The following is a 23,250-nucleotide window of genomic DNA, read 5'->3' on the forward strand; positions in this document are numbered from 1 at the left end:
TCAATTCGCCGCTGTGCAGCGTTCTGTTACATCGAAGAGACTTGCCACACCACAGGAGTCCGGCTGATCTGCTCACCGAGCCAGTCCCGGGCGATCCGCTGGAACATCTCCGCATCCCCGCTGCAGAAGAACTGGTGGATCGGGCTTTCGTCACCGGACGCCAATTGTCCTTTGTCATACAGGATCGTGCTGATCTCCCGTGCGGTCTCATCTGCCGAGCTGATCAGCTTGACTCCCGGTCCCATTACTTTCCCGATCGGTTCCACCAGGAACGGATAATGGGTACAGCCGAGTATCAGCGTGTCGATCGGCTCGTATTTCATACCGTTCAGCGACTCCGCTACTGCCAGATGGCTCTCCTCCGAGCGGAACAGTCCTTGTTCCACAAACGGGACAAGCGCCGGGCACGCCTGGCTGACCACCTGAACAAACGGGGACAGCTGCTTCAGCGCAGCGGTGTATGCACCGCTTTTTATCGTACCGACCGTACCGATCACTCCGACCTGGCCTGTCTTCGAAGCGCTGATGGCTGCGCGGGCGCCGGGGTGAATCACTCCGATCACAGGTATATTTACCTTGGCGGAGATATAATCAAGAGCTGCTGCTGTTGCTGTATTACAGGCAATAACGATCATTTTGGGATTAAATTGAATTAAGTAGTCCACGATTTGTTCAGTGAACAATTTCACTTCCTCAGCCGAACGGGGTCCGTACGGGGCTCTTGCCGTATCGCCAAAAAAGATGATTTTCTCCCTTGGAAGCTGGCGCATCACTTCCTTGACAACGGTCAATCCTCCCACACCTGAGTCTAACATAGCTATTGCTTGCTGCACGAACACACCGCATCCTTTAACTTGTTTTGTGTAGCTTATGTAAGCCCGGAATAAAGTGTACCAGGTTATCAGCCCCAATTGCAGATAATACCCCATTTGCCGCTTCAATTCAAGTGAGGGGTCCGGCTTCACCGGGCCAAAGCCCTGTCAGGAACAGCGAAAGCCGCCTTCCGCCGGGAGCGGAAAACGGCTCATATCTCAAAGAAGCTAAACAGCAGAGGGCAATCAATAACAGAGTTTCACACCAGCTTAGGAAAGCTCTCCGTCCTTATCAGGGGCCGTCTCTTCATCCACAACCGCTGCAGCTTCCGTATCCGGTTCAGCCTGAGCTTCCGCCCCGTCTTCCAGAACCTGAGCAACAGCATCCTCTTCCGATACTGCTTCTGTATCTACGGTATCTTCTACGGCTTCCACAGCTTCATCCGCTGCTATCCCGCTCACTGTTACCGCCCCGGCTTCTGCTTCTTCCACACCTTCTGTGGCTGATTTGGTCCATTCTTTGACTTCGCTGACGACAGTGACTACCGCATCCTTGGCCTTGCCGTATAATTCACTGCCCTTCTCGCCGGCCTGGGCAGCGATTTCCTGAACCTTATCCACTGCCTCAACCGTACCTTCAGCGATGTCCTTGCGCAGCTCCTTACCCGGTTTTGGAGCGAACAGCAGTGCTGTGACTGTACCGATCACACTGCCGGCAATTACACCCCAGAGCAAGCTTTTGTTATCCTTTTTCATCATCAATCTCTCCTTTGGATTCAAAGTGCCTCTGCCCGGCCGCCCGGGCGTTCGCCTAGTTCTGGTATATCATAAGCATAGAGAGTATGTCCTGTGACTGCTCAGCTCAAGTTTTCGGAAGTTTTCTCCCGTTTCTTCGGGGTGATGGCATACCGGCAGCTTTGACCGCCCTCGGCCATGCATTCACTGCGGACGACCTTGGCGTCCAGCAGCTCCTCGAATAGCTGGTGCTCGCACTGGCAAGCCCTGCGGTACTGGGAAGCCACCTGACGGATTGGACAGTTAAATTCCCGCATCACATATGAACCGTCCTCCTCCTTGCTCCATTCCGCCATATAGCCCCCGGCATTCTGAATGGATGACAGCTCGGCGACACGCTCCTCCAGACCGCGGCCCTGCATCATCGGGCTGTACTGGGCGAGCATACGCCGCTTACGGCCTTCAAACAACACATTGACAGCTTCCTGCCCGCTTCCATGGTCCAGCTCCCGCAGCAGCTCCAGCGCCAGATTATGATAGCTTTTGGGAAAATGATCTTCCGCACGTTCCGTGAGCGAGTATACATGCATAGGACGTCCCATGGCCTGGCGGACTACCTTGGTCTTGGCCAGCGATTCCTGCTCCAGCTGGAGCACATGACGCCTGATGCCCATTTCTGTAATTCCCAGCTCTTCCGCCAGGGCGCCGATGGTCAGCGGCCCCTTCATTTTCAGCAGCATCATAATATTACGTCTTGTCGAACCGCCTTCCTGAATCTTTTTCGCCATAAAGGACCTCCTTTCTGTCTGTCAGCCTGACTGCCGTTAATCTGCCTAGCTCTTCACTTCACTTCCAAGCTCCTGGTCCAGGTAAGAGCGTACCTCAGAGGCGAACCGTTCCATAATTCCGGGCAGCCCTATTGTCAGCGGATGCAGCGTCCCCCGGTCCCAGGCATAATAATCCTGAACCAGCGGCTTCCGCAGTGCGACCAGAGAGGTCAAATCAGCGTAGATTCCGCTGTCCCCAAGCACCCGTTCCTCATGAATAATGGTAATAATATCTTCATAGCTTCCGGCGTCGCGCATAATGAACCCGTCGATCAGGCAGCTGCCCACATCCGTTACCACTTCAATCGCCAAATGCAGGCAGCGTTCCTGAATCAGACCGAGCAGCGTACTGCCGTCCCAGGAAGAAGCTGCGTGCCGCAGACCGAGATTAAGCTCAGGAATCTGCTCAAGTATTGTTTCAATTTGCTTCCGGTTGACATAATACACAGCTGCCCCTCCACCCTGCACTATTTGATTTAACCCTTCAATCCCTGCTACTTCCTGCGTCTGCCCCGGCGCTTAAGCCAGAACACCATAACGAAGCAAGCCGCGAAAAAAACAAACAGGTACGTCAAAGCCTCCATCGGATACTCCAGCTCGCGCATAACGTCACCGCTTTCCGCATTAATGGCCCCCAGCCTTACAGAATACCCTTGCTCAGATTTCGTAGTCTACCGCTATGGAAACTTCTTTGACCTCATTAATATGAACGATAACTTCCTTGTGGGCCGGATGAACCTGGTAAGCCTGTAAATCTTCGAGCGAAGCCACCACTGTAACCAGGGCAATATCAAACGAACGCTCTGAATGAATCAGATCTGCGCCAACCTCAATGGAAATGAGCTGCGGAATCTTGCCTTCCATGTTCCGCAGGACAGCAACCGTCTCAGCCACTTTCTCCGGAGACCGGTCCTTTAATTTGAAGAATACGATATGCTTGATCATCTATCCCGCTCCCAGCTCATGATTAATGTTAAATCGGTTACTAAAAATATATCATAAACAGCGGCATTACTGAAAGAAACTTAACCCTCCGTTAACAGGGCATAGAACTGAAGCATTGCAACTGGACGAAAGCCTTGCTGTAATGTTAAAGTCATATCAAGCCAGACAAGTGGCAACGGTCAGTCCTTCCTTAACAGGAAGGTATCCGTTTCAGCCGAGAAAGATAAGGATTGGCCTATTACGACGAAGCATATATTCTTATCTTTCCAGAGAAATTACACTTCATTAATTCGTAAATCGGAGGAATTATGCCTAAGAATCAGCAGGAACCACACAAAATACAGGCCTGGTCTCTGATCAACCGCAAATATCTTGGACAAGGCGTACGGGTCAAAAGATTCCGCCGGCCAAAACGCAGCCAGATCCGCAACCGCGTTCTGCTGGCCATCCTGATGGCCAAGGACATGAAGCTCTCCCGGCTTGCAGAAGAGCTATCCGTTTCCTCGCGCAGCGTAAGTGCATGGGTGTATGAAGGCCGCATTCCTTCCAGAACCAATCTGGATAAGGTCTGCCGTCTGCTCGGCTATCCCTCCCATATCTTGTTCAATGAAGCTCTTCTGCGGCAGAGTCCGATTGTATGCCAGCCGACCCCGTCACGTTTCATGAAAAGAACACTCGCCCATTCACAGCAAAGCAACGCTATTCTGACCGGACTCTGTATGGTTTACGATTTCTCGGTGACCGATGTCAGCATCTGGATCGGTGTCCATCCCGGCACTTTCCGCAAGTGGCTGCATCAGTGTCACCTGCCCACTATGGCCCTGCAGGAAAAAGCCGAGAACTTCTTCCGGATTCCGCGCCATATTCTGTTCGCCGACTGCGAGCTTCACTGATCCCCAGCCTGGTGCACAGGAAGTCCTTTCATAACTGTGAATAACAAGCCCGCTACTTAAGCAGCGCCAGGCCTTCTGCCGGCGGGAAGCGCTTTAAGGGCTAAGGCCTTTCTCCCTGAAGAGAAAGGCCTTTTGGTGTGTTGTGCCGGATATTCATTCATGCGCCGTTGCGGACCAGGATAAATCTTAGTATGTATTCATGGCTTCCGCCCTGCGGGCTCTGCAGTGACTCGGTAAACGAACCGGTCTCCACAACCGTCATACCGGCGAAATGGGTTCTCAAATCGGCCTCACTGAAAAAATGGGCATATTTATCCTTCTTATATTCGTAGGTGCCCGGCTCCAGCATCTCTCCGCAGCCATTATGTGGATCTTCATCAGAAAAGCTGGTGAAGTAGAGCAGCCCTCCCGGCCGCACCTGCCTGAGACTCGCCTCGATCAGCCTTGCCCGGTCAGCGGCCAGAAACAGATGCAGCACATCATAGCAGTACACGGCATCCACCTGATGCTCAAGCTGGGGCTCCAGCGCTGAACCGGCAATGAAGGCCGTTCCGCTGTCCCATTCTGCCGCCAGCTTCAGGGCTGATTCGCTCAGCTCAATGCCGTACACTTCACATTCCGGGTGGAATACTTTCGTATTGCGTCCATAACCGGCTCCAGGGACCAGCACCGACCGGACTCCGGCATCTAGGAAGTGCGACTTCGCCCACGCTGCTGAAGGACTTGGCTCACTGCCCCATATCATACCCTCTCCGGCAAAACGCCGGTTCCAATATTTGGACAATTATATACCTCCTCTCTAACTTGGGATAGTACCTTCCGGCGCTTCAGCAACAGGAGCAGATCCTGCTGAAGCTCAGCGCCGCTTGCTGCGCATCGCACTTAGCAGCTTCACTCCGGCTTCGCTGCTGGATGTATAATAATCATACTCCGGCGACTCTTTGGCATACAGGGCAATCCTTCCTTCCGCATCGTAATGGATGCCCCAGCCGTACCTCTTGGGCAGCATGGAGGCCCGCAGGCACGGATGGTTCTTCGCGAACAGCCCGGCCCAAATCTCCTCCCGGCGGGATTCCCATTCCGCTTCAGGAATAGCTTTGTGGCGCACATGCACCTGATACAGCAGCTCTTCATGATTATACCGGTACGGTGAGCCGGATAAGAGCTGATACTGAATGACATGGGCAGGCAGTGCAGGACGTTCAGATACCGGAGTTGTGCCTGTCTCGGCCGGACAATCCTCAGCAACCCGGATAAACGTGTCGGTATAGCTCATTATGAAACCTCCTTATAATTGCAAACCATACTTATCTCTTATCATAATTCACCGGGGCTGCCCAGGCAAAGCATTCCGGGTACAGCAAAACAGCCGTTCCCCTATTCAGAGGAGCGGCCGCCTGCCGTAAATACATATACTTAGTAATACTGTTTACCAGCTTGATTTGGTAACACCGGGAATCTGGCCTTTGAGCGCCAGCTCGCGGAAGATAATCCGGGACACTTTGAATTTACCGAGATACCCGCGCGGTCTGCCGGAAACGGTGCATCTGTTTTTTTGGCGGGTAGCTGAGGAATCACGCGGCAGCTTCTGCAGCGCCATATAATCGCCCCCCGCTTTCAGCTCTCTGCGCATATCTGCATATTTCGCTACCAGCACCTGCCGTTTCAATTCCTTGACTACCTTGGATTTCTTGGCCATTGTATAGAACTACCCCATTTCTGCCCGGTCCAGGGCTATGTCTCTTATTCGTTAAGTGCCGCAATCAGAGCAGCAAGATTCTGCCGCATAATACCTATATAATCCAGATTGTTCTGGATATCTTCTTCAGTCAGCCCTTCAAGCGGATTCAGTACGGCACTCTTTGCACCAATTTCCCGGGCAATCGTATCCGCCACAGAAGAGGAGACCAGCGTTTCGAAAAAGATCGTTTTTACATTATTCGCTTTGGCAAACTCAACAATATCAGCCATCTGTGCAGCGGACGGCTCCTGCTCCGGAGAGAGGCCGGCAATCGGCACCTGGGTTAACCCATACTGGCGGGCCAGATAGCCGAAGGCAGCATGCTGGGTAATAAAATCCTTGCGTTTGCTATCCTTCAAACCGTCCTTGAATTCCTGGTCCAGCTGCTGCAGCTTGGCAATATAGGCTTCACTGTTGGTTTTGAAGGCGGCCGCGTGCTCAGGTGCAGCTGCGGATAATGCGGCTTCAATCGTGCGCACCTCCTGAATAGCCATAGCCGGGTCCAGCCACACATGCGGATCAAGGCCGCCGTGGTCATGCCCCTCATGGCCTGCTTCACCTTCATGCTCATGTTCATGTTCATGTTCGCCTTCATGCTCGTGGTCATGGTCATGCTCATGTTCGTCTTCATGCTCGGCCTCATGCTCGTGACCATGCTCTTCTTCAGAACCCGCCATGATCTCCATATCCTTGCTGGCTTCTACTATCAATAACTGGCTGCCGGCAGCGCCATCCACAACCTGCTGTGCCCAGCCTTCCATTCCGGCGCCGTTATAGACCAGCACATCGGCTGCAGAGATATCAGCCATATCTTTAGCTGTCGGCTCCCAGTCATGCGGCTCTATTCCGGCTGGAATCAGCAGCTGCACATCGGCGAGCCCGCCGGTTATATTCTTGGTGAATTCATACATCGGATAAAAGCTGGTCTTAATGCTCAGCCGTTCTGCTGCAGGTGCAGCGGATGAGGTTGCAGCCGCAGTTGGCGCAGTTGTCTGGCTGCCAGATTCAGCAGCAGCGCCGGAGTTGCCTGTGCTGCTGTTGTTGCTGCCGCAGCCGGCGATGATCAACAGGGCAGCGAGTGGCACGGCGGCGAAATGGCGGAGACGCAGGAAGGAAGTTGCAGACCGGGAGCCGGACTTTGGCATGGAGCCGGATTCAGACTTGAATTTCGCTGGATGACTAGCTTTAAAGTTCAACATAGTTTGATTTACTCCTCATTTTATAATTTAGGTTTTATATTTAATCCGACGGTTAATTGCCGTTGTTATACGCTGCACTGCAATAGCAGCCAGCAGGAACAGAAGCAGGATAAGTGCGATAGTGCCTCCTGGAGGCGTATTGATATAATAGGAAGCCGTCAGGCCGCTGAATACGCCGGCCAGCCCCGCCCCGACAGCAATCAGAATGGCCGAGGTAAATCCGGAGGATATCCGCAGCGCCAGCGATGCCGGCAGAACGATAAGTGCTGAGACCAGAAGCACACCGACAACAGGCATTGCTGCAGCAACCGTCATGCCGGTAAGCACTGCGAAGGAGAAGGACAATAATCCCGTATGGACACCGCCGATACTGGCGGTCTCTTCATCAAAGGTCAGATTGTACAGCGGCCGGCGCAGAACAATGAAGTATATAAGACCAGCGGCAGCCACGATGGCAATCAGCTTGAGCTGCGTATCACTGACCGCTACGATGGAGCCGAACAGATAGGAGCTGAAGCTCTTGGTAAGGTTCTGCTTCAGGCTCATAAGCACCACGGCCAGTGCCAGGCCGGAGGTCATAATGATAGCTACCGGAAGCTCACTGTATGTACGGTAAGAACGGCGCAGCTGTTCAATGACGAGTCCGCCTGCAACCGCCACTGCGAAGCCGCTGAGTGCCGGATTCAGTTGCAGGACCGATCCCAGTGCTACTCCGGCAAGCGATACATGGGACAAGGTGTCCGCCATCAGCACCTGCCTGCGCAGCATCAGATATACGCCAAGCAGCGGCCCGATAATTGCGATCAGGCCTCCTGCCCAAAATGCGCGTTGCATGAATTCGTAACCAAGCATGTCCAGCCCTCCTGCTCTTTGCGTTCCAGGCTGATCACAGTATCCAGATAGGAGCTTGTTTCCTCCAGCCCGTGGGTAACCATAATTACAGTCCGGCCATGCTGGCTGACATAATGCCGCATCAGCTTGTAAAAGCCGCTGCGGCTGGCTGCATCCATGCCGGTTGCCGGTTCATCCAGCACCAGCACCTGCGGCTGCTGGGCCAGCGCCCGGGCAATGCAGATCCGCTGCTTCTGTCCGCCGGACAGCTCGCCGATTCTGCGGTCGCGGTAGTCCCACATCTCCACCTGCCGCAGGCTGCGCTCCACCAGCGCCTCCTGCTCCTTCGTGAAGCGGCGGAACAATCCCAGCCCGGAGTAGCAGCCGGAGCGGACCAGCTCGATAACCTTGCTGGGAAATCCGGCATTGAAGGAGGCAACCTGCTGCGGTACATAGCCGATAGCCAGCCGTCCGTCACCTGCGATCTCCTTGTTCAGGGAGACTGTCCCGCTCCAGGGCTTCAGCAGCCCCAGCATAAGCTTAAGCAGCGTAGTCTTCGCCGCCCCGTTCGGTCCGGTGATGCCGATGAATTGTCCGGCTTCAATATCCAGCGACAGGCGGTCAATCACCGGCTCATTTCCGTAGCCGAATACAACCTCCCGCATCGATGACAAAATCATTTAGCACACCCTTTCCTCTCCCATTCCGCTGCGATTAAGCGGAATGATTATCCATTTACAGCTGCTTGTATGCAGCTGATTTATGCGTAATTCGTAATAATTACGTTTTGACTCCATTGATATTATCGTAATAATTACGATTTGTAAACCCGAAATATAAATTTAATCGTAAAATCTCCGATTAACTTTTTCTGGCATATTGTAAAAAGCCGGAATCCGGTGAACCGGCTCCAGCTTTTTACGTTAATCTTATGTGCCGCACAGCATCGAAACCAGATCGTGCACACCAGTATCAATGTATGCGGAAAACCGAATACATTCGGCTACTGCGAGTGCAACAGGGCACATATTCAGCCCTGTCTTCACCCTTTGCGCAGACTGCTATTCCCGGGCCGCAAGCAGCTCCTCTGCCGGCCATGGCAGCGGATTGTTGAACCGGCTCCAATCCTGCTGCATCTCTTCGGCTGTCAGCAGGCAGCGGTCCAGCCGTGCTTCAATGTCAGCACGGTCCATGCTAACGCCGATGAACACGATCTCGTTCAGCCGGTCGCCCCACTGCCCGTCCCACTTCGCCTTGACATCCGGCTCTGTGGCCAGCACCTCCAGCTGCTGCTCCTCCGGCAGCGTCGCCAGCCAGTAGCCCGCGGGCCCGAACTGGATCGACGGCCCCGCCTGGCTGACTGTAGCAGCCAGGTCGCCGCGGGCCGCCAGCCAGACCAGGCCTTTGGCCCGGACCACCTCTTGCGGCCAGTTGCTGAAGAAGAAGCTCAGCCGCTGCGGATGAAACGGCGTTCTGCGCCGGTATACGAAGGAAGCGATGCCGTATTCCTCCGTCTCCGGGGTATGCTGCTCCTTGCCGAGCTCGGCAATCCAGCCGGAGGACATGCTGGTCTGCTCGAAATCAAACAGCCCCGTATTAAGAATCTCTGCAGGGTCCACCTGCGCATTGACCGTACGGATGATCTTCGCACGCGGCTGCAGCCTGCGCAGCACCGCTTCCAGCTTGTTCAGCTCCTGCTCCGCCACCAGATCACATTTGTTCAGCAGCAGCACATCGCAGGTCTCGATCTGGTCAATCAGCAGATCGACAATATCGCGGAAGTCACCCTCACCGGCCGTTGTATTACGGTCAAGCAGGCTGTCGCCCGAGGAGAAATCATGCCAGAACCGGTTGGCATCGACGACGGTAACCATCGTGTCGAGCCGGGCCAGCTCGGTCAGATCAATATCCAGCTCCGGGTTCGCGTAAGTGAACGTCTGGGCCACAGGCACAGGCTCGCTGATCCCGGAGGATTCGATCAGAATGTAATCGAAGCGTCCCTCTGACGCCAGATTATTCACTTCACGCAGCAGATCGTCCCGCAGGGTGCAGCAGATGCAGCCGTTGGACATCTCGACGAGCTTCTCCTCCGTCCGGGAAAGCGTGTTGCCCGACTTCACGAGACCCGCATCTACATTCACTTCACTCATGTCATTCACGATAACCGCCACCTTCAGGCCGTCACGGTTATGCAGAATATGATTCAGCAGCGTGGTTTTACCGGAACCCAGGTATCCGCTGAGTACTGTCACAGGAATTTTTGTCATTGTATTCTCCTTTGTTCAACTATTTAACGCGTCTCGCGGTGAAGTGTAACACGCTTCAGGCGCGGGCAATATTTCTTCATCTCCAGCCGTTCAGGCGTCGTTCTTTTATTCTTCGTGGTAGTGTAGTTACGGTCACCGGTCTCCGTACAGGCTAATGTAACGGTTACTCTCATTGGGATTCACTCCTCTTTGTTATTCGTAATTATTACGATTTACACATCTTACAGCTTCCCTGCCCCCGGTGTCAACTGCTTATCCGTAAAATTTCCCCGCATGCAGATTTGTGGTCTTTCCCTGGACTGGTCTACGTATAGATGGAATTACAAGCGAAAGACGGCTTTGAAAATGTATTTCCGGCAGTTTCAAGACTAGAGCGGGAGAGTGAGAATGAGCCATGAAGATACCTGTAATCATCCTGAGCGGATTTCTGGGGAGCGGAAAAACGACCCTGCTGCTGAGTCTGCTGAGGGAAAGCAAGAGCCGGGGACTAACCCCCGGCATTGTTATGAATGAACTGGGGAAAAAAGATGTAGACGGTTATATTCTGCAGGAGAACACAGGAATGAACGTGGAAAAGCTGCTGGACGGCTGTATCTGCTGCAGCCGCAAGGAAGAGCTGCCGCGCAGCCTCGTCTCACTTCTGGCACAACGGCCGGACATTATCTACATCGAGCTTACCGGTGTCGCTGACCCGGACGAGATTGCCAAGTCGCTGCTGGAGCCGCCCCTCTCCGGCAGGCTGGCGCTGCATTATACCATTACGCTGCTTGACGCCGAGAATGCGCTGGATTACGGCAGCCGCTTCGCCTCGGATAAGCAGCTGGTGCGCACACTGCGCAAGCAGCTCATCACCGCCGATCTGATTGTCGTTAATAAAAGCGATCTCGTAGAGCCGGAAACATTATGGAAGATCGAGAAGATGGTCTACCGGCAAAACTCCGAATCGGAGATTGTGTTCACCCACTACAGCCAAATCAATCTTGCTCCGGTGCTGGCCGGCATTGCTTCGCGTGTGCTGCGCAGCCCCGCACCGCAGCGCGGCCCTGGCAGTATCAGCGGTACTGCGCTGAAGCGGGGGCACCCCCCGCAAGGACAGGGCGGCACTGCGGTGCAGGAGCGCAAGGCCGAGGACAGTGCATCTTACTCCCAGGTAGCGGCAGTAACGCTGACAGTTCCCCAGGAAGCGGTCAGGCACATCCGGCGGGAGCAGCTGGAGCATTTTTTCCTGCAATGGGGGTACAGCCTGCTCAGGGCCAAAGGCCATGTCCAGGTTGCCGGGAACGATTCCGTTCAGCTGGTGCAATATGCCGGCAACCGCACCAGCTGGGAGGACTCGCGTTATCCCGGCCAGCCTTACATTGTGTGCATCGGCCTGAATCTGGACGAGAAGGCTATCAGCCGCAGCTGGGCCGCCTTGTTCAGCTAATTACAGGCGGGAAGGAGCCGATGAAGCCTTGACCACTTTTTCTCCGTTCAAAATACTGCCGCTGCTCGTTCCCGCCGCTTTCCTGACCACCATCGCCGTCCTCTGGCTTCTGGCACATCCGGAGCTGCTGAACAACGGCTATACCGATTCCTTCAAGACAGCGTTCCTGGGCATTCTGCTGGAAGCTTTGCCCTTCGTCCTGCTCGGTGCGCTGCTCTCTTCGCTGCTCCGCGTCTTTGTGCCGGACGAAATGATCACGCGCTGGATTCCGCGCCGCCCGGTTCCGGCCATTCTGCTGGGCTGCCTGCTCGGCATTCTCTTTCCCGTTTGCGAATGCGGGATGATTCCGCTTGTCCGCCGCCTGATGCACAAAGGGATGCCGCTGCATGTTGCCGTCGTATTCATCCTCTCGGGCCCTGTTCTGAACCCGGTCGTCTACGGGGCAACCTTAACGGCGTTCCGCTCCCATCCCTCCCTCGCTTACGCGCGGATGGGACTGGCTTTTGCCGTAGCTGCGCTAATCGGCCTCCTAGTCTATGCTACTGTCCGCAAATCCCCGCTGCGCCATTCCATCCGGCGCGCAGGCGGCGCGGAGCATCACAGCAGTACACGCGGCGGACGGCTTACGGCGGTGTTTGTGCATACATCGGACGAGTTTTTCGAAATGGGCAAATATCTGATTATCGGCTGTCTGCTGACCGCCGGAATCCAGACCTTTATGCATCAGGGCAGCCTGTCCGCTATCGGAGCACAGCCGCTTGGGTCTTATCTGTTCATGATGGGGCTGGCCTTCGCCCTCTCGCTCTGCTCCACCTCTGACGCCTTTGTCGCCTCCACCTTCCTGCACACCTTCCCGTCCGGCTCACTGCTGGCCTTCATGGTGCTGGGGCCGATGCTCGATTTCAAAAACTCACTGATGCTGCTGTCGCTGTTCAAGACCAAATTTGCGCTTTATCTGTTCTTCCTGATCTTCTCAGCCGTGTTTACCCTCTCGGTGCTGTCTTCATTCTGGCTGTAGCGGACTCACATTACTTAGCCTATGCTTCCGATGCCAGTTATGCGCAGTGATTCAAGAAAGACTATGCTATCCTAACTTTCAGGAGGTTCCTCATGAATGACTCCCGGAGCATCCGGCTGCACTATCTGTTCAGGGCAGTTATTCTGCTCGCCTTCGCCCTGTACATCGGACATCTGGTGCAGCAGGATGCACTGCATTACTATGTAGCCCCTAAGCTGGCCCGCTGGATCAGGCTCTGTCCCGTTCCGCTGTCCCTGATGGCGCTCAGCCTCGGGCTGCAGGCCGTACTCGGCAAGAGCAGCGTCCTCTGCGACTGTGAGCACCGTCTCCCCCAGTCCCGCTGGGGCAGCTCGGCACTGTACAGCCTGTTCCTGCTCCCGCTTCTGCTGGGCTTCTTTCTGCCGGACCGTGCACTCGGCAGTGCGGCAGCAGCGAGGAAAGGCCTGAGCTTGTCTTATACCGCCATAGAATCAGGCAGCGGCGGGAAGTTCACCTCCGCGAATCCCTATGAGGCAGAATTTGCGGAGCTGGCCGGCAAGCTGTACGCACAGCCGGTCATTCCGGTCTACCCGGAGATTTTCTCAGAGACGCTTGGAGCAATCAGCCTGTACAAATCACAGTTTGCCGGCAAGGAAATCCTCCTGTCCGGTTTCCTCTACCGTGAGCCGCAGGGTCAAGGGCAGACCGGCTACGCTGTCAGCCGCTTTCTTGTCCAGTGCTGCACAGCGGATGCTACACCTTTCGGGATTCTGCTGCAGCCGGGAACACAAATAAGCCTGCCCGCCGATACCTGGATTGAGGTTCGGGGCAAGCTTGCTGTTGTGCTCTATCAGGGTGTTGAGACGCTGCAGGTTGTGCCGGAGGCCATAACGGCCGTGCCGGAGCCGTCAACACCTTACATTTACACGAATGCTGACGCAGCCGCAGCCTGGGAAGCGCTGCAGCCCTTAAGCGTCAGATAACCGCGTCCAGCGCGTCATCGTCGTCAATAGATGCATCCGGATTAAAGACCTCGACGAGAATCCGGGCCGGTATGCAGATGATCTGCTGCTTGGGCCTCGAGATGAAGCCCATATCCAGCGCTATAGTCAGCGGGGCATCGGAATAGGTCATCTGAATCCCATAATCATACACCTTCAGTATGTTATGGCCGAATTTCGTCTGGATGTCTATAATCTGTTCTTCCTTGGTCAGATTCACCGTCTTGTATGCCTTGCCGTTTACAGTAATGACCGCCTTCAAATCGCCTGGCGCATACTGCTCATTCCGGTTAGAGTACCACTTGTAGCCATAGATCGAGCCGGCGGCAAGCAGGACGACCAGAATCATAATGAAGTCACCGCGTTTCATCATTTTCAATTTAGGCTACCCTCTCGCTGACTGTTTATATTAGTAATAATTACGATCTACATAACTATAAAGCAGTCAGGGAAAGCTTGTCAACGTTTGCCTGTCCGCCTCAGCAGATCCCTCAGCCCCCAGGTAATCCCTGCATAGATCAGCAGCACGACAGCCAGAGTCAGCATCCGCTCGCGGAATGAACCGTCAGCCAGCAGAACCGGACCCAGGCCATAGAGTGTCGTCAGCAAGTAAAGTACCGCAAATCCGATATAGATCATCCATCTCATTGTCGAACGGATCCCTCCCGCAGCTCTATCCATCGCCTTATCAAATCCGCAGGTTAGCCGACCATTCCCTGAGCACCCTGTCCAGCTCCTCGGTGCGGATCGGCTTGGAGATGAAGTCCTGCATTCCGGCACGCAGACACATCTCCTTATCCTCCTTCCTCGCAAAAGCCGTAGCGGCAATAATTACCGGAGACAGCCCCTTCTCCTCACGGATCACTCCGGTGGCTTCAATTCCGTCCATGACCGGCATCTGAATATCCATAAACACAAGATCGTAATTCCGGGCCAGCACAGCTTCGGCTGCCAGCTTCCCGTTCTGGACTACATCCGCAGCATATCCCCGTTTGAGCAGATAGGCCCGCAGCAGCTGCTGGTTCACCGGATGATCCTCGGCAATCAGGATGGACAAGGGGCCATACTGGCCTTCAGGCACCTCCGTCTCGAAGATCCCGTTCTTATACTCATCCGCAGAAACAGCTCCTGCGCGGGCGTGATGGCCGGGAGCCTCTCCGGCAGACATAACCTCTATCGTGAAATAAAACTCCGAGCCTTCCCCCTCACTGCTGTCGACACCAATGGTCCCGCCGAGCAGCTCAGCCAGCTTTTTACTGATAGCAAGCCCCAGCCCGGTCCCCCCGTATTTGCGGTTAATAGACGGATGCAGCTGTGAAAAGGACTGGAACAGCAGGCTCTGGCTGCCCTGCGGAATTCCAATGCCGGTGTCTCTCACCACGAACTTAAGCACCAGCAAGCCGAGTTCCCCTTCCGCCTCCAGCTTCGCCGAGATTTCCACTTCCCCTTCTTCCGTGAACTTGACGGCATTGCCGACAAGATTGACCAGAATTTGCCGCAGACGGTTCTCATCCGTAATTACAAGTCCCGGGATTGCGGGATCTGCGTCACTGCGGAGTATCAGATCCTTCTCTTTAACCCGCGGATAAAACAGCTCACAGACGCCCTGAATCACTTGCCGGATATCAACCGGCTGCAGGTCCAGTGTCATCATGCCAGATTCGATTTTGCTGAAATCCAGCACTTCGTTCAGAATATGGAGCAGCGCGCCGCCGCTTTTATTAATAATCTGCGTGTAGTATTGCTGCTCTTCTGACAGCTCTGTTCCCGACAGCAGATCAGCCATACCAATGATCCCGTTCATCGGGGTGCGCAGCTCGTGGCTCATAATGGCCAGGAATTCAGATTTGGCCCGGTCGGCCTGCTCGGCAGATTCCTTGGCCCGCACTATAGCCTTCTCCTCGGTAATATCACGGAATACGACTACAGCACCTTTATGCTCCCCGTTATCGTACAAGGCAGTCATCCGGTATTTGACCAGGAAGCTGGAGCCGTCCTGCCGCCAGAATATTCCTTCCTGCTCCTCATAGGCATGCTGGCCCAGGAGGAATTCCGTCATCATGCTGCGTCCACCCGGGAACATTTCCCCGTCCGTCCAGGTCTGGGCAATCGTATAGAGCTTGATGTTACCGGCCAGCTCACCCGGTTCATACCCCAGCATCACCGCAGCCGCAGGATTAATGAATACCGTCTCCCCGGCCAGATTGATGCCGAAAATCCCTTCAGACACAGAGTTCAAGATCAGGGCATGCTCGTAGCTGAGCTTCTCGATCTGTTCCAGATGGCGTTTGCGCTCTGTTATATCGCTGGTAATCGCAAATACTCCGACCACCCGGCTGTCCATCAGAATCGGCACATAAATCATGCTGACATCCACCCTCTGCCCGTCCCGGCGGATCACCTTAGTCTCAAAGGTCTGGGCGGTCCCCCCGGCAGCCGCAACAAAACGCTCATTCACAAACTCCTGCTCATCCTGTTCAATAATCTCACTGTAGCTTGAATACAGCAGGGTATCCCGGGAATAGCCCGTCAGCTGCTGCAGGCTGGCATTCAGTGACTGGATGCTGCCTGCAAGATCCATTGCGCTGATGGCGGAAGGATTATATTCAAACAGCGACTTGTAGCGGTTCTCACTTTCCAGCATCTTCAGCTCATATTGCCTGCGCTCGGATATATTCCGCGTAACCCCGACCATCTCTGTAATCCCGGGGGTTCCTGTCTCCGTATGACGCAGCGTGGTTTCGACCCACAAATAAGTACCCTCTTTGCATAAAAAACGGAATACTACCGGCTCCAGCTGCTGCCCCTGCTTGCTTCTGTCCAGAAACTCCTGCACGCGGGTGTAGTCATCCGCATGAATATAATCCATCCCGCTTGTACCGACCATTTCCTCCGGGGTATACCCGAACATCTGCAGACATATTGGCGAGGCATACAGATAGGTTGCTTTTTTATCCGTCGCATTGCGTGAGATGAAATCCTGGGAATTCTCCGAGATCAGGCGGTAATTCCGCTCGCTGACCCGCAGCTGGTCCTCCATCCGGTGGCGCTCCGTTACATCCTGTACAATCCCCCTGATCTGCAGGATTTTACCCGAGGCATCGAGAATGACTTCCCAGTGAGCATAAATCACCTTACGGCCGCCGCTGCAGCCTGCAATCCGGAAGACAGCTTCCCCCTTATTGCCTGACTGCAATGTATAATGCAGCTCCTCACGCAGCGCCGCGAGATCCTCCGGAACCACGCATGCCAGCAACTGCCCGTATTCAATAACAGTATGATTAGCGCTGCTTCCGCCCAGCTCAAAGATAACCCGCAGCTGCCGGGAGACTGTCAGCTTCTTGCCAACCGAATCCCATTCCCACGACCCCATCTGTCCAAGCTCCTGCGCGGAAGCCAGCATCTCCTCATACTTCTTCCGCTCTGTAATATCACGGGCGATGGTCAGCACCTGTATGACTTCACCCTCGCTGTTGCGCATGACTTGAAATGAGCTTTCAATCCAGACATAGCGGCCGTCTTTATGCCTGGCCCGGCGGGTAAACACATCGCTGTCCGAGTAGAGCTTCCCCTTCTCTGTCATCTCGAGGGCATCCTCTTCGTGGTAGTAATCCGGCCGCTTGCTGCCGATCATCTCACTGGCGGAATATCCCATAAGCGTCTCTACAGAAGGGGATACATACCGCAGCGTCCCGTCCGGATCGGCAAAGGAGATCATATCGGGCGTATTTTGCGTAATCAGCTTGTAGAGATGATGGTCCTCCTCAATCTTCTTCTCTGCCGCCTTGCGCGCGGTAATATCCTTCATCTCCACAATCAATTGGGACGGTTCTCCGGTCAAATCATCAAACATCAGGAAAATATGCAGCGCAACCCAGATAATCTCCCCGTCCTTGCGCACAAACCGTTTTTCTTTATCTACAGCCGCACCCGGGCTGCGCAGCAGTGCCTTCATTATCAGCCCGTGATCCGCGGTATGCCCGTCTTCCGGGTAGGCGATATCCAGATAACCCAGCTTCTTAAGCTCATCCTCCGCATACCCAAACATCCCGCAGAAGGCAGGATTGGCCATAAGCATAGTACCATCATCAACAGATACCACTGCAAATCCTATGGAGGACCGCAAATACAAGTGTTTGAAAAGTATATCGGACAAGGCCAAAGCCTCCTCTGTAAGTGGAAACGGCTACGCCGTCCTTAAGGGACGGTATCCGTTTCAGCGAGAAATAGAAGGATAAATTATAAACAGTATACCTTTTTTTCGGCAATTATGCTTCAGACCTGAAGCCTGTTCTCTCGCCTCCATAGTTCCGCTGCAAAAAAATAAACCGCCTTAGTCGTTTTCACGACATCAAGGCGGTTGTTATAAGATGTAATCTGTCAGTCCAGTCTCCGGCGCGGCAGCCAGGCGGCACAGAATACGGCAAGAGCCAGCGACAGGCCGGCCAGCAGCCACTTATCGTTATCCCATTCCTCTTTCAGCAGGCCGAAGAGATAGAAATGTCCGGTCAGCTTACCCTTGGTTGAATAATCCAGCAGATACCAGGTGAAGCCGGCGATATAACCCGCAGACACATTTCCGGTAAGGACTGCAGCCGTCAATCCGGCTGTCCCGAATGCTGCCGCTGTAATCACAACCCCGCCAATCATCGGCCATAGCGCAAATTCGGCACCGCGGAGATGCAGCCAGGCGAACAATAAAGCAATGACAGTGAAGAGATACAGGGTGGTCAGCAGCCAGCGGAAGAGAAAGACCGGAAGCGGCCTTATCCGCTTGGCGTACAGCACTTCACCGGTTCCGCCGCTCTCCAGCAGTCCCAGATGCGGGTAGACGATCAGTCCGAGGAAGCTGATCAGCAGCTCCCCCAGCTTCGCTGCATGGGTCCGCTCCATCAGTGCCGGCTCCATGAAGAAGGGCACCACAACCGCCAATGCAGCAGCCAGCAGCCAGGAGTAATTCGCTGTCAGCTTAAGATTATAACGAGCCAGCGGAGCGAGATTCTGCCGCCTCATCTGCCCCCCTCCGGTGCGGCTGCAGGTGCGGCGGGGGATCTCCGCCGGGAACGTTTCTTGGCCGTCATACCTGCTGAATCCAGCCGGCTGCGGTTTCTTTCCCAGAGCCATGCAGCTGCGGCAATCAGTAACACAGTGAGCAGCAGATAGAAGCTGCGGTTCAGCGCAATCTCATTCTTCCATCCCCTGTAGAGCCCGTAATCGTTAGGGGAGTTGAAGCGGATAATCAGCCGGCCCAGCCCGTAAGAGCCCATTAGCGGCAGCAGGGACAAGAACCACCAGAGAATCTGCAGGGCAATCGGTACGATTCCCCGGCGGAACAGCATGGAGCCGAACATTCCAAACGCAATGGAGACCCAAAGCGTTGGCAGCAGCCACCAGGCCGTGTAGCCAAGGAAAATGCCAACCGCCTGCCCGGTTTGTCCGGTTAGTCCCAGGGTATCCACGGTCTGCCAGCCGCCGAGGACAGCCACGATCAGATACACCAGCGATGACATAATCCCCAGGGCAAGGAATTTGGAGCTGACGTACACCCAAGGGGAGATCCGGCGGCTGTAGATCAGCTCATTCATCCGGCTGGAACGGTCCCGGAGCAGCAGAAAGGCAGAGATGAAGACTGGGAACATTCCAGCCGGCAGTGACATATAGTCACTGAAGTAACGCGCAGCCCCGGGCAGCAGCTCTCCCGCTTCTACCTTCGCGCTATAGTCAGCAAGGATATCTTCCTGCAGCTTTACCGCATCATCATAATTTTCAACGGGGAAGCTGTAATCTCTTAAACCCACTTTATACATGCTGTTTCCGCCAAGCCGCTTGTCTATCTCCCCGGCAATAGCGTAGACCTCTTCCATCGTATACTGCTCAGGGGCCAGCAGGACCGCGTCCAGCTTGGAGACCGCTTCTGTGAGGATCTCCCGCTCACCGGCATCAAGCGTATTTTTCACAGGAAAACCCAATCTCAGCTTTTCAATAATCCCGCTGCCCAGATCAAAGCCAATCTCCGTCTTCATTCTGCCGGCAAGCTCCAGTGTGTTCGCAGGTTTCTTCCAGCCGTAATAAGGATGCTCTGCGGTCCCTATGTTCTGCGGGGTAACATCTACTGCAGGAGGGCCGACCTCACCCCAGGTTTCCTCCGTGGCATACGAAGTGAAGTAGAAGAAACAGGTTACGATTATAAACAGGTAAAAGACCAGGCTGCGCAGCGTCATGCGCATCTCTTTGCCGATCAGCGCCATCATACGAAGGATTCCTCCCTGCGCATAAGATGCAGATAAGCATCCTCAATCGACGGCGTAACCTGCTGCGCTCCAGCATAAGGCTGCACATCTGCCAGCACCCGGACCCGCATGCCGTTTCCTTCCGGCACAGCGGACAATACCGGAAAGCGGTCACGGCTCTGCTCCCACTCCGCCCGTTCAAGCTCTGCCACCCAGACTTGTCCGGCGGCAGCGGCGGTCAAATCCCCTATTCTTCCGTGATAGCGCAGACTTCCCTTATGCAGCACCGTCATTTGTTCACAGGTCGATTCCACATCTTCAACCACATGTGTGGACAAGAGGACGATGCGCCCTTCGGCAAACCGGCCCAGCAGCCGCCGGAAACGGATCCGCTCCTCGGGGTCCAGTCCTGCCGTAGGTTCATCCACAATGAGCAGCTTCGGCTCATGCACCATCGCCTGGGCTACACCAAGCCGGCGTTTCATCCCGCCCGATAATGCCTTCACCTTGGTACGGCGCTGCTCAGTCAGGTTAACCAGCTCAAGCAATCCGTTAATTCTCCGCTTCCGCTCTGCACCTCCGGCGATACCGGATAACAGCGCAAGATAATCCATCGCCTCAAATACCGTCATCCCCGGATAGAAGGCGAATTCCTGCGGCAGATAACCGACCAGCTCACGGACCCGGGCTTTGTCCTGCAGGCTGACGCCGCCAATCTCAGCCGTCCCCGAAGTCGGCTCAAGCAGGGTGGCCAGCAGGCGCATGAGAGTTGTTTTCCCCGCTCCATTCGGTCCAAGCAGCCCGTGAATCCCCTCTCCTACCCGAAAGCTGATCTCCTGCAGTGCCTGTTTGTTTCCATAGGTCTTGGTCAGACCGTTAATATTAAGCTCCATTCATGTATCCTCCCCTAACTCATCATCTGTCCTTCTCCGGGCTCCAGGACCAGTCAAGCTTCTCCAGCAGCAGACCTGCTGCAATCAGAAGGAGCGACAGCGCTACACATAAGGCCTGGTCGATGTAGCCGAGCCGGATCATAAAGGCAAATACCGCAGTTATGATTGCAATGCCTGATGAGGTCACCGTCTTGCGCCTTGCCAGCAGCTTGCGGTTACGCAGCACCAGCTCCGCCTCACGCTTGTCATACTCCAGCAGACGGGCTTTCCGGTACACCTCGTCAATAAATGTTTGCTCCTGTCCGGTTGACATTACAATCCCACTCCTCCTTTTCGTAAATCTGCCTGAGCTTCTTGCGAGCCCGGTGCAGCAGCACCTTGAAGCTTACGTTATTCCTGCCCATCACCGCTGCCGCCTGCGCATAAGACATCTGCCCCACATCCACCAGATAGACTGCCTGACAGTACTCCGGCTTCAGCAGGAGCAGCCTTCTGCGCCATTCCAGATCCTCTTCGCGGATCACCGCCAGCTGTGCCGGATCATCAGCAGTCCCGTTATGTATGGCGCCGCTAAGCTCAGGCCGGCCATCTGCCGCATTTTTCCCCTGCCGGCCCGGATACCAGGGACTGTCACCCCCGCCGGTTTCAAGCATTCTCCGCTGCCTGGCATTCCTGCGCATAACATCAATGCTTTTATTACGGAGAATCGTGAACAGATAGGTCTGAAAAGCTGCGCGGTAATCATACTTCTCCGGATAGACCAGCAGATAGGCGAAGCAGTCCTGGGCCAAATCCTCAGCGGTATGATAATCACCGGTCAAATGGTAAGCAAACCTTACTGCAGGTGTCCGGTACTTGCGGACCAGCCATTCAAATGCGTCCAGGCTTCCTTCCCGGAACCTGCGTATAATCGTCTCCTCTTCCATCAGGCCTTCGGCTTCCGCATCCGGCATGATAGCTCCTGTGTTCTTGCCCCCGTTCCCGTCCGTCGTCCGCCGCCTCCTCTCCTGCCGAGCCATCTGCAGGTTATTCGTTTATGTCCGGCAAAAGGTTACAGTCCTGAATAGATATATTTTATCAAAAAATAAGAGAGGGCACCCGGCCCTCTCCGTTCAGCTGTTCTTATTATTCTTCACCAGCAAGCGTCCCGTCCGAATACACTATGCTGTCATCACCGTTGACGGTCCTCGAAAGCTTCCCGCCGGCTTTGATATATTGCAGATTCTCTTCATACATACGGACCGCATTGTCAATTTTATCCTGTGACCAGCCCGGGGCATCGGCTAAGGACTGAAGCTCTATCTTCTCCTGATCAAGCCATTTCTGATACTCGTCAGCTGTCCACCAGACGATGTCCGCCGCAGGATGAGTCTTGAGATACTCACTTTCCTCCATCCAGGTCACTCCGTCATCTTCACTGATGCTGGTTACCCCCGTCACTTTATCTGTGACTGACAGGACAATTGCACTCTCGGCATCCTGGTCCGGAGCTACGGCAGCCTCAGCGGCAAACACAGCAGGCACAGCAATAATCAGAGCCAGGGCTGCTGTCATTCCCATAACAGTAGTTTTTTTCATTTTCATAACAGACACTATCCTTTCTTCAATGGAATGTTTACTGAAATTGTTAAACAACAAGGTTAGCGCGCTTTTCTTTTCTTCCATTCCGATAAGTGTCATCGCATAGGCTGTTTTTGCAGGGGCATCTAAGCCTTTGACAACCGCTTCATCACAGGACAGTTCAATATCCCGGCCTGCCAGCACTACCATTAGCCACACTAAAGGATTGAACCAATAAACAGCTAAAGTAAAGGCCAGGAGCAGCTTGGTCAGCGCATCAAACCGCCGGATATGAGCGAATTCGTGGGCAAGAATATGTCTTAATTGCGCCTCATTGCTCCAGTCCATTGCCTTCGGCAGCAGCACAACGGGACGGAATATACCATAGGTCAGGGGAGAAATAATTTTGTCAGACTGCCTTATGTCCACAGATCGCCGTGCAGGATATTCCTTCAGCCAGAACGCAGCCGCATCATCCGCTACAGGCAGAGAGGTTGCAAATTTCCTGCGGCATTTCAGGTACAGTGTAATGAATAACACTCCGAAGATTAACACCCCTGAGAGCCAGATCACCTGGAACACAGATACGGAGGCTGCCTGCGTTTCTATTCCTGTAAGCCGGACAATTGCCTGAGCGGCATGATCTCCGGAAGGGGATAAAGGAGCTGTTCCGTCTGCACCCGCTCCTGCCACTGCCTGCTTCAACAGGTCAACGCCGGCATAAACCGAGAACCGTGATGTGAATGAAAAGGGGTTAAAGAGGTGGATCATCACGATTCCCCACAAGGCAACAAATGTCGTTCTGGGCAGTTTGTATAAAACAAGCGAACGAATGGCGGCGACGGCAATAATCATTACCGCTGCAGAAATGCTCTTATCAAGAATAGTCATAT

General features: G+C 54.4%; 26 protein-coding genes. 4 read left to right on the forward strand and 22 right to left on the reverse strand.

The features are described 5' to 3' along the window. Window positions 1-26 precede the first annotated feature (26 nt). From racE to LOS79_RS13335, 5 genes are all read right to left on the reverse strand, one after another. A complete protein-coding gene (gene racE, locus LOS79_RS13315; RefSeq protein ID WP_315420422.1) occupies window positions 27-833 on the reverse strand; it encodes a glutamate racemase in 807 nt (268 codons plus the stop codon). 249 nt (window positions 834-1,082) lie between these two features. After that, window positions 1,083-1,571 carry a YtxH domain-containing protein gene (locus LOS79_RS13320; protein ID WP_315420425.1) on the reverse strand — a complete coding sequence of 163 codons (489 nt, stop codon included), beginning with the start codon at window positions 1,569-1,571 and terminating at the stop codon, window positions 1,083-1,085. Window positions 1,572-1,669: 98 nt separating this feature from the next. Then, complete coding sequence (locus LOS79_RS13325; protein ID WP_315420427.1) at window positions 1,670-2,335, reverse strand: helix-turn-helix transcriptional regulator; 666 nt, start codon at window positions 2,333-2,335, stop codon at window positions 1,670-1,672. A gap of 45 nt (window positions 2,336-2,380) precedes the next feature. Further along, on the reverse strand, window positions 2,381-2,821 hold the full coding sequence (locus LOS79_RS13330; protein ID WP_315420430.1) for a DUF86 domain-containing protein: 441 nt from the start codon (window positions 2,819-2,821) through the stop codon (window positions 2,381-2,383). 210 nt (window positions 2,822-3,031) lie between these two features. Continuing rightward, the gene (locus tag LOS79_RS13335; RefSeq protein WP_315420432.1) at window positions 3,032-3,319 is read right to left on the reverse strand and encodes a Dabb family protein; all 288 of its coding nucleotides are present in this window, start codon (window positions 3,317-3,319) and stop codon (window positions 3,032-3,034) included. 308 nt (window positions 3,320-3,627) lie between these two features. On the opposite strand from LOS79_RS13335, the gene LOS79_RS13340 reads away from it, so the two are divergent. After that, a complete protein-coding gene (locus tag LOS79_RS13340; RefSeq protein WP_315420434.1) occupies window positions 3,628-4,212 on the forward strand; it encodes a helix-turn-helix domain-containing protein in 585 nt (194 codons plus the stop codon). A gap of 157 nt (window positions 4,213-4,369) precedes the next feature. Here LOS79_RS13340 and LOS79_RS13345 read toward each other — a convergent pair whose 3' ends face one another. From LOS79_RS13345 to rpmG, 8 genes are all read right to left on the reverse strand, one after another. Beyond that, window positions 4,370-4,996, reverse strand: coding sequence for a class I SAM-dependent methyltransferase (locus LOS79_RS13345; protein WP_315420436.1), 627 nt, complete (start codon window positions 4,994-4,996; stop codon window positions 4,370-4,372). A gap of 72 nt (window positions 4,997-5,068) precedes the next feature. Continuing rightward, complete coding sequence (locus LOS79_RS13350; RefSeq protein WP_315420439.1) at window positions 5,069-5,488, reverse strand: DUF6157 family protein; 420 nt, start codon at window positions 5,486-5,488, stop codon at window positions 5,069-5,071. Between the two features lie 153 nt (window positions 5,489-5,641). Further along, window positions 5,642-5,911 (reverse strand): 30S ribosomal protein S14, encoded by a 270-nt coding sequence (rpsN, locus tag LOS79_RS13355; protein WP_315420441.1) that lies wholly within the window; start codon window positions 5,909-5,911, stop codon window positions 5,642-5,644. A 44-nt stretch (window positions 5,912-5,955) separates the two neighbouring features. Further along, the gene (locus LOS79_RS13360) at window positions 5,956-7,098 is read right to left on the reverse strand and encodes a metal ABC transporter substrate-binding protein (RefSeq protein WP_315422198.1); all 1,143 of its coding nucleotides are present in this window, start codon (window positions 7,096-7,098) and stop codon (window positions 5,956-5,958) included. An 81-nt stretch (window positions 7,099-7,179) separates the two neighbouring features. Then, window positions 7,180-8,010, reverse strand: a complete 831-nt coding sequence (locus LOS79_RS13365; protein ID WP_315422200.1) for a metal ABC transporter permease — start codon at window positions 8,008-8,010, stop codon at window positions 7,180-7,182. Next, complete coding sequence (locus LOS79_RS13370; protein WP_315420443.1) at window positions 7,956-8,663, reverse strand: metal ABC transporter ATP-binding protein; 708 nt, start codon at window positions 8,661-8,663, stop codon at window positions 7,956-7,958. The genes LOS79_RS13365 and LOS79_RS13370 overlap by 55 nt, the downstream gene beginning before the upstream one ends. A gap of 381 nt (window positions 8,664-9,044) precedes the next feature. Next, on the reverse strand, window positions 9,045-10,250 hold the full coding sequence (locus LOS79_RS13375; RefSeq protein WP_315420446.1) for a GTP-binding protein: 1,206 nt from the start codon (window positions 10,248-10,250) through the stop codon (window positions 9,045-9,047). A gap of 23 nt (window positions 10,251-10,273) precedes the next feature. After that, on the reverse strand, window positions 10,274-10,423 hold the full coding sequence (gene rpmG, locus LOS79_RS13380; RefSeq protein ID WP_315420447.1) for a 50S ribosomal protein L33: 150 nt from the start codon (window positions 10,421-10,423) through the stop codon (window positions 10,274-10,276). 221 nt (window positions 10,424-10,644) lie between these two features. Between rpmG and LOS79_RS13385 the strand changes: the two genes are divergently transcribed. From LOS79_RS13385 to LOS79_RS13395, 3 genes are all read left to right on the forward strand, one after another. Beyond that, entirely contained in the window at window positions 10,645-11,676 is a 1,032-nt protein-coding gene (locus LOS79_RS13385; protein ID WP_315420450.1) for a CobW family GTP-binding protein, read from the forward strand. A gap of 28 nt (window positions 11,677-11,704) precedes the next feature. Next, window positions 11,705-12,694 (forward strand): permease, encoded by a 990-nt coding sequence (locus LOS79_RS13390; RefSeq protein ID WP_315420453.1) that lies wholly within the window; start codon window positions 11,705-11,707, stop codon window positions 12,692-12,694. Between the two features lie 92 nt (window positions 12,695-12,786). Further along, a complete protein-coding gene (locus LOS79_RS13395; RefSeq protein WP_315420455.1) occupies window positions 12,787-13,656 on the forward strand; it encodes a TIGR03943 family putative permease subunit in 870 nt (289 codons plus the stop codon). On the opposite strand, the gene LOS79_RS13400 is transcribed toward LOS79_RS13395, so the two are convergent. From LOS79_RS13400 to LOS79_RS13440, 9 genes are all read right to left on the reverse strand, one after another. Next, complete coding sequence (locus tag LOS79_RS13400; protein ID WP_315422202.1) at window positions 13,649-14,047, reverse strand: NusG domain II-containing protein; 399 nt, start codon at window positions 14,045-14,047, stop codon at window positions 13,649-13,651. The two genes, LOS79_RS13395 and LOS79_RS13400, sit on opposite strands and share 8 nt — an antisense overlap. Window positions 14,048-14,133: 86 nt before the next feature. Further along, window positions 14,134-14,322 carry a DUF6954 family protein gene (locus LOS79_RS13405; RefSeq protein WP_315420457.1) on the reverse strand — a complete coding sequence of 63 codons (189 nt, stop codon included), beginning with the start codon at window positions 14,320-14,322 and terminating at the stop codon, window positions 14,134-14,136. A 40-nt stretch (window positions 14,323-14,362) separates the two neighbouring features. Next, window positions 14,363-17,830 (reverse strand): PAS domain S-box protein, encoded by a 3,468-nt coding sequence (locus LOS79_RS13410; RefSeq protein ID WP_315420460.1) that lies wholly within the window; start codon window positions 17,828-17,830, stop codon window positions 14,363-14,365. Window positions 17,831-18,054: 224 nt separating this feature from the next. Beyond that, complete coding sequence (locus LOS79_RS13415; RefSeq protein ID WP_315420462.1) at window positions 18,055-18,687, reverse strand: hypothetical protein; 633 nt, start codon at window positions 18,685-18,687, stop codon at window positions 18,055-18,057. After that, on the reverse strand, window positions 18,684-19,925 hold the full coding sequence (locus LOS79_RS13420) for an ABC transporter permease (RefSeq protein ID WP_315420465.1): 1,242 nt from the start codon (window positions 19,923-19,925) through the stop codon (window positions 18,684-18,686). Before LOS79_RS13420 ends, LOS79_RS13415 begins: the two co-directional genes overlap by 4 nt. Beyond that, window positions 19,922-20,797 (reverse strand): ABC transporter ATP-binding protein, encoded by an 876-nt coding sequence (locus tag LOS79_RS13425; protein ID WP_315420467.1) that lies wholly within the window; start codon window positions 20,795-20,797, stop codon window positions 19,922-19,924. Before LOS79_RS13425 ends, LOS79_RS13420 begins: the two co-directional genes overlap by 4 nt. 22 nt (window positions 20,798-20,819) lie before the next feature. Then, a complete protein-coding gene (locus LOS79_RS13430) occupies window positions 20,820-21,110 on the reverse strand; it encodes a hypothetical protein (protein ID WP_315420469.1) in 291 nt (96 codons plus the stop codon). Next, on the reverse strand, window positions 21,079-21,750 hold the full coding sequence (locus tag LOS79_RS13435; RefSeq protein ID WP_315420471.1) for an RNA polymerase sigma factor: 672 nt from the start codon (window positions 21,748-21,750) through the stop codon (window positions 21,079-21,081). The genes LOS79_RS13430 and LOS79_RS13435 overlap by 32 nt, the downstream gene beginning before the upstream one ends. Before the next feature lie 172 nt (window positions 21,751-21,922). Continuing rightward, complete coding sequence (locus tag LOS79_RS13440; RefSeq protein WP_315420473.1) at window positions 21,923-23,248, reverse strand: M56 family metallopeptidase; 1,326 nt, start codon at window positions 23,246-23,248, stop codon at window positions 21,923-21,925. Between the last annotated feature and the right edge of the window lie 2 nt (window positions 23,249-23,250).

Source organism: Paenibacillus sp. MMS20-IR301, from assembly GCF_032302195.1.
Taxonomy (GTDB): Bacteria; Bacillota; Bacilli; order Paenibacillales; family Paenibacillaceae; genus Paenibacillus_AQ.

Bases quoted from the DNA above. Each gene is read 5' to 3' on its own strand.
- LOS79_RS13320 (WP_315420425.1), bottom strand. From the start codon at position 1,571: ATGATGAAAAAGGATAACAAAAGCTTGCTCTGGGGTGTAATTGCCGGC.
- LOS79_RS13325 (WP_315420427.1), bottom strand. From the start codon at position 2,335: ATGGCGAAAAAGATTCAGGAAGGCGGTTCGACAAGACGTAATATTATG.
- LOS79_RS13335 (WP_315420432.1), bottom strand. From the start codon at position 3,319: ATGATCAAGCATATCGTATTCTTCAAATTAAAGGACCGGTCTCCGGAG.
- LOS79_RS13340 (WP_315420434.1), top strand. From the start codon at position 3,628: ATGCCTAAGAATCAGCAGGAACCACACAAAATACAGGCCTGGTCTCTG.
- LOS79_RS13350 (WP_315420439.1), bottom strand. From the start codon at position 5,488: ATGAGCTATACCGACACGTTTATCCGGGTTGCTGAGGATTGTCCGGCC.
- rpsN (WP_315420441.1), bottom strand. From the start codon at position 5,911: ATGGCCAAGAAATCCAAGGTAGTCAAGGAATTGAAACGGCAGGTGCTG.
- LOS79_RS13360 (WP_315422198.1), bottom strand. From the start codon at position 7,098: ATGCCAAAGTCCGGCTCCCGGTCTGCAACTTCCTTCCTGCGTCTCCGC.
- LOS79_RS13370 (WP_315420443.1), bottom strand. From the start codon at position 8,663: ATGATTTTGTCATCGATGCGGGAGGTTGTATTCGGCTACGGAAATGAG.
- LOS79_RS13375 (WP_315420446.1), bottom strand. From the start codon at position 10,250: ATGACAAAAATTCCTGTGACAGTACTCAGCGGATACCTGGGTTCCGGT.
- rpmG (WP_315420447.1), bottom strand. From the start codon at position 10,423: ATGAGAGTAACCGTTACATTAGCCTGTACGGAGACCGGTGACCGTAAC.
- LOS79_RS13385 (WP_315420450.1), top strand. From the start codon at position 10,645: ATGAAGATACCTGTAATCATCCTGAGCGGATTTCTGGGGAGCGGAAAA.
- LOS79_RS13395 (WP_315420455.1), top strand. From the start codon at position 12,787: ATGAATGACTCCCGGAGCATCCGGCTGCACTATCTGTTCAGGGCAGTT.
- LOS79_RS13400 (WP_315422202.1), bottom strand. From the start codon at position 14,047: ATGATGAAACGCGGTGACTTCATTATGATTCTGGTCGTCCTGCTTGCC.
- LOS79_RS13405 (WP_315420457.1), bottom strand. From the start codon at position 14,322: ATGAGATGGATGATCTATATCGGATTTGCGGTACTTTACTTGCTGACG.
- LOS79_RS13415 (WP_315420462.1), bottom strand. From the start codon at position 18,687: ATGAGGCGGCAGAATCTCGCTCCGCTGGCTCGTTATAATCTTAAGCTG.
- LOS79_RS13420 (WP_315420465.1), bottom strand. From the start codon at position 19,925: ATGATGGCGCTGATCGGCAAAGAGATGCGCATGACGCTGCGCAGCCTG.
- LOS79_RS13425 (WP_315420467.1), bottom strand. From the start codon at position 20,797: ATGGAGCTTAATATTAACGGTCTGACCAAGACCTATGGAAACAAACAG.
- LOS79_RS13430 (WP_315420469.1), bottom strand. From the start codon at position 21,110: ATGTCAACCGGACAGGAGCAAACATTTATTGACGAGGTGTACCGGAAA.
- LOS79_RS13435 (WP_315420471.1), bottom strand. From the start codon at position 21,750: ATGCCGGATGCGGAAGCCGAAGGCCTGATGGAAGAGGAGACGATTATA.
- LOS79_RS13440 (WP_315420473.1), bottom strand. From the start codon at position 23,248: ATGACTATTCTTGATAAGAGCATTTCTGCAGCGGTAATGATTATTGCC.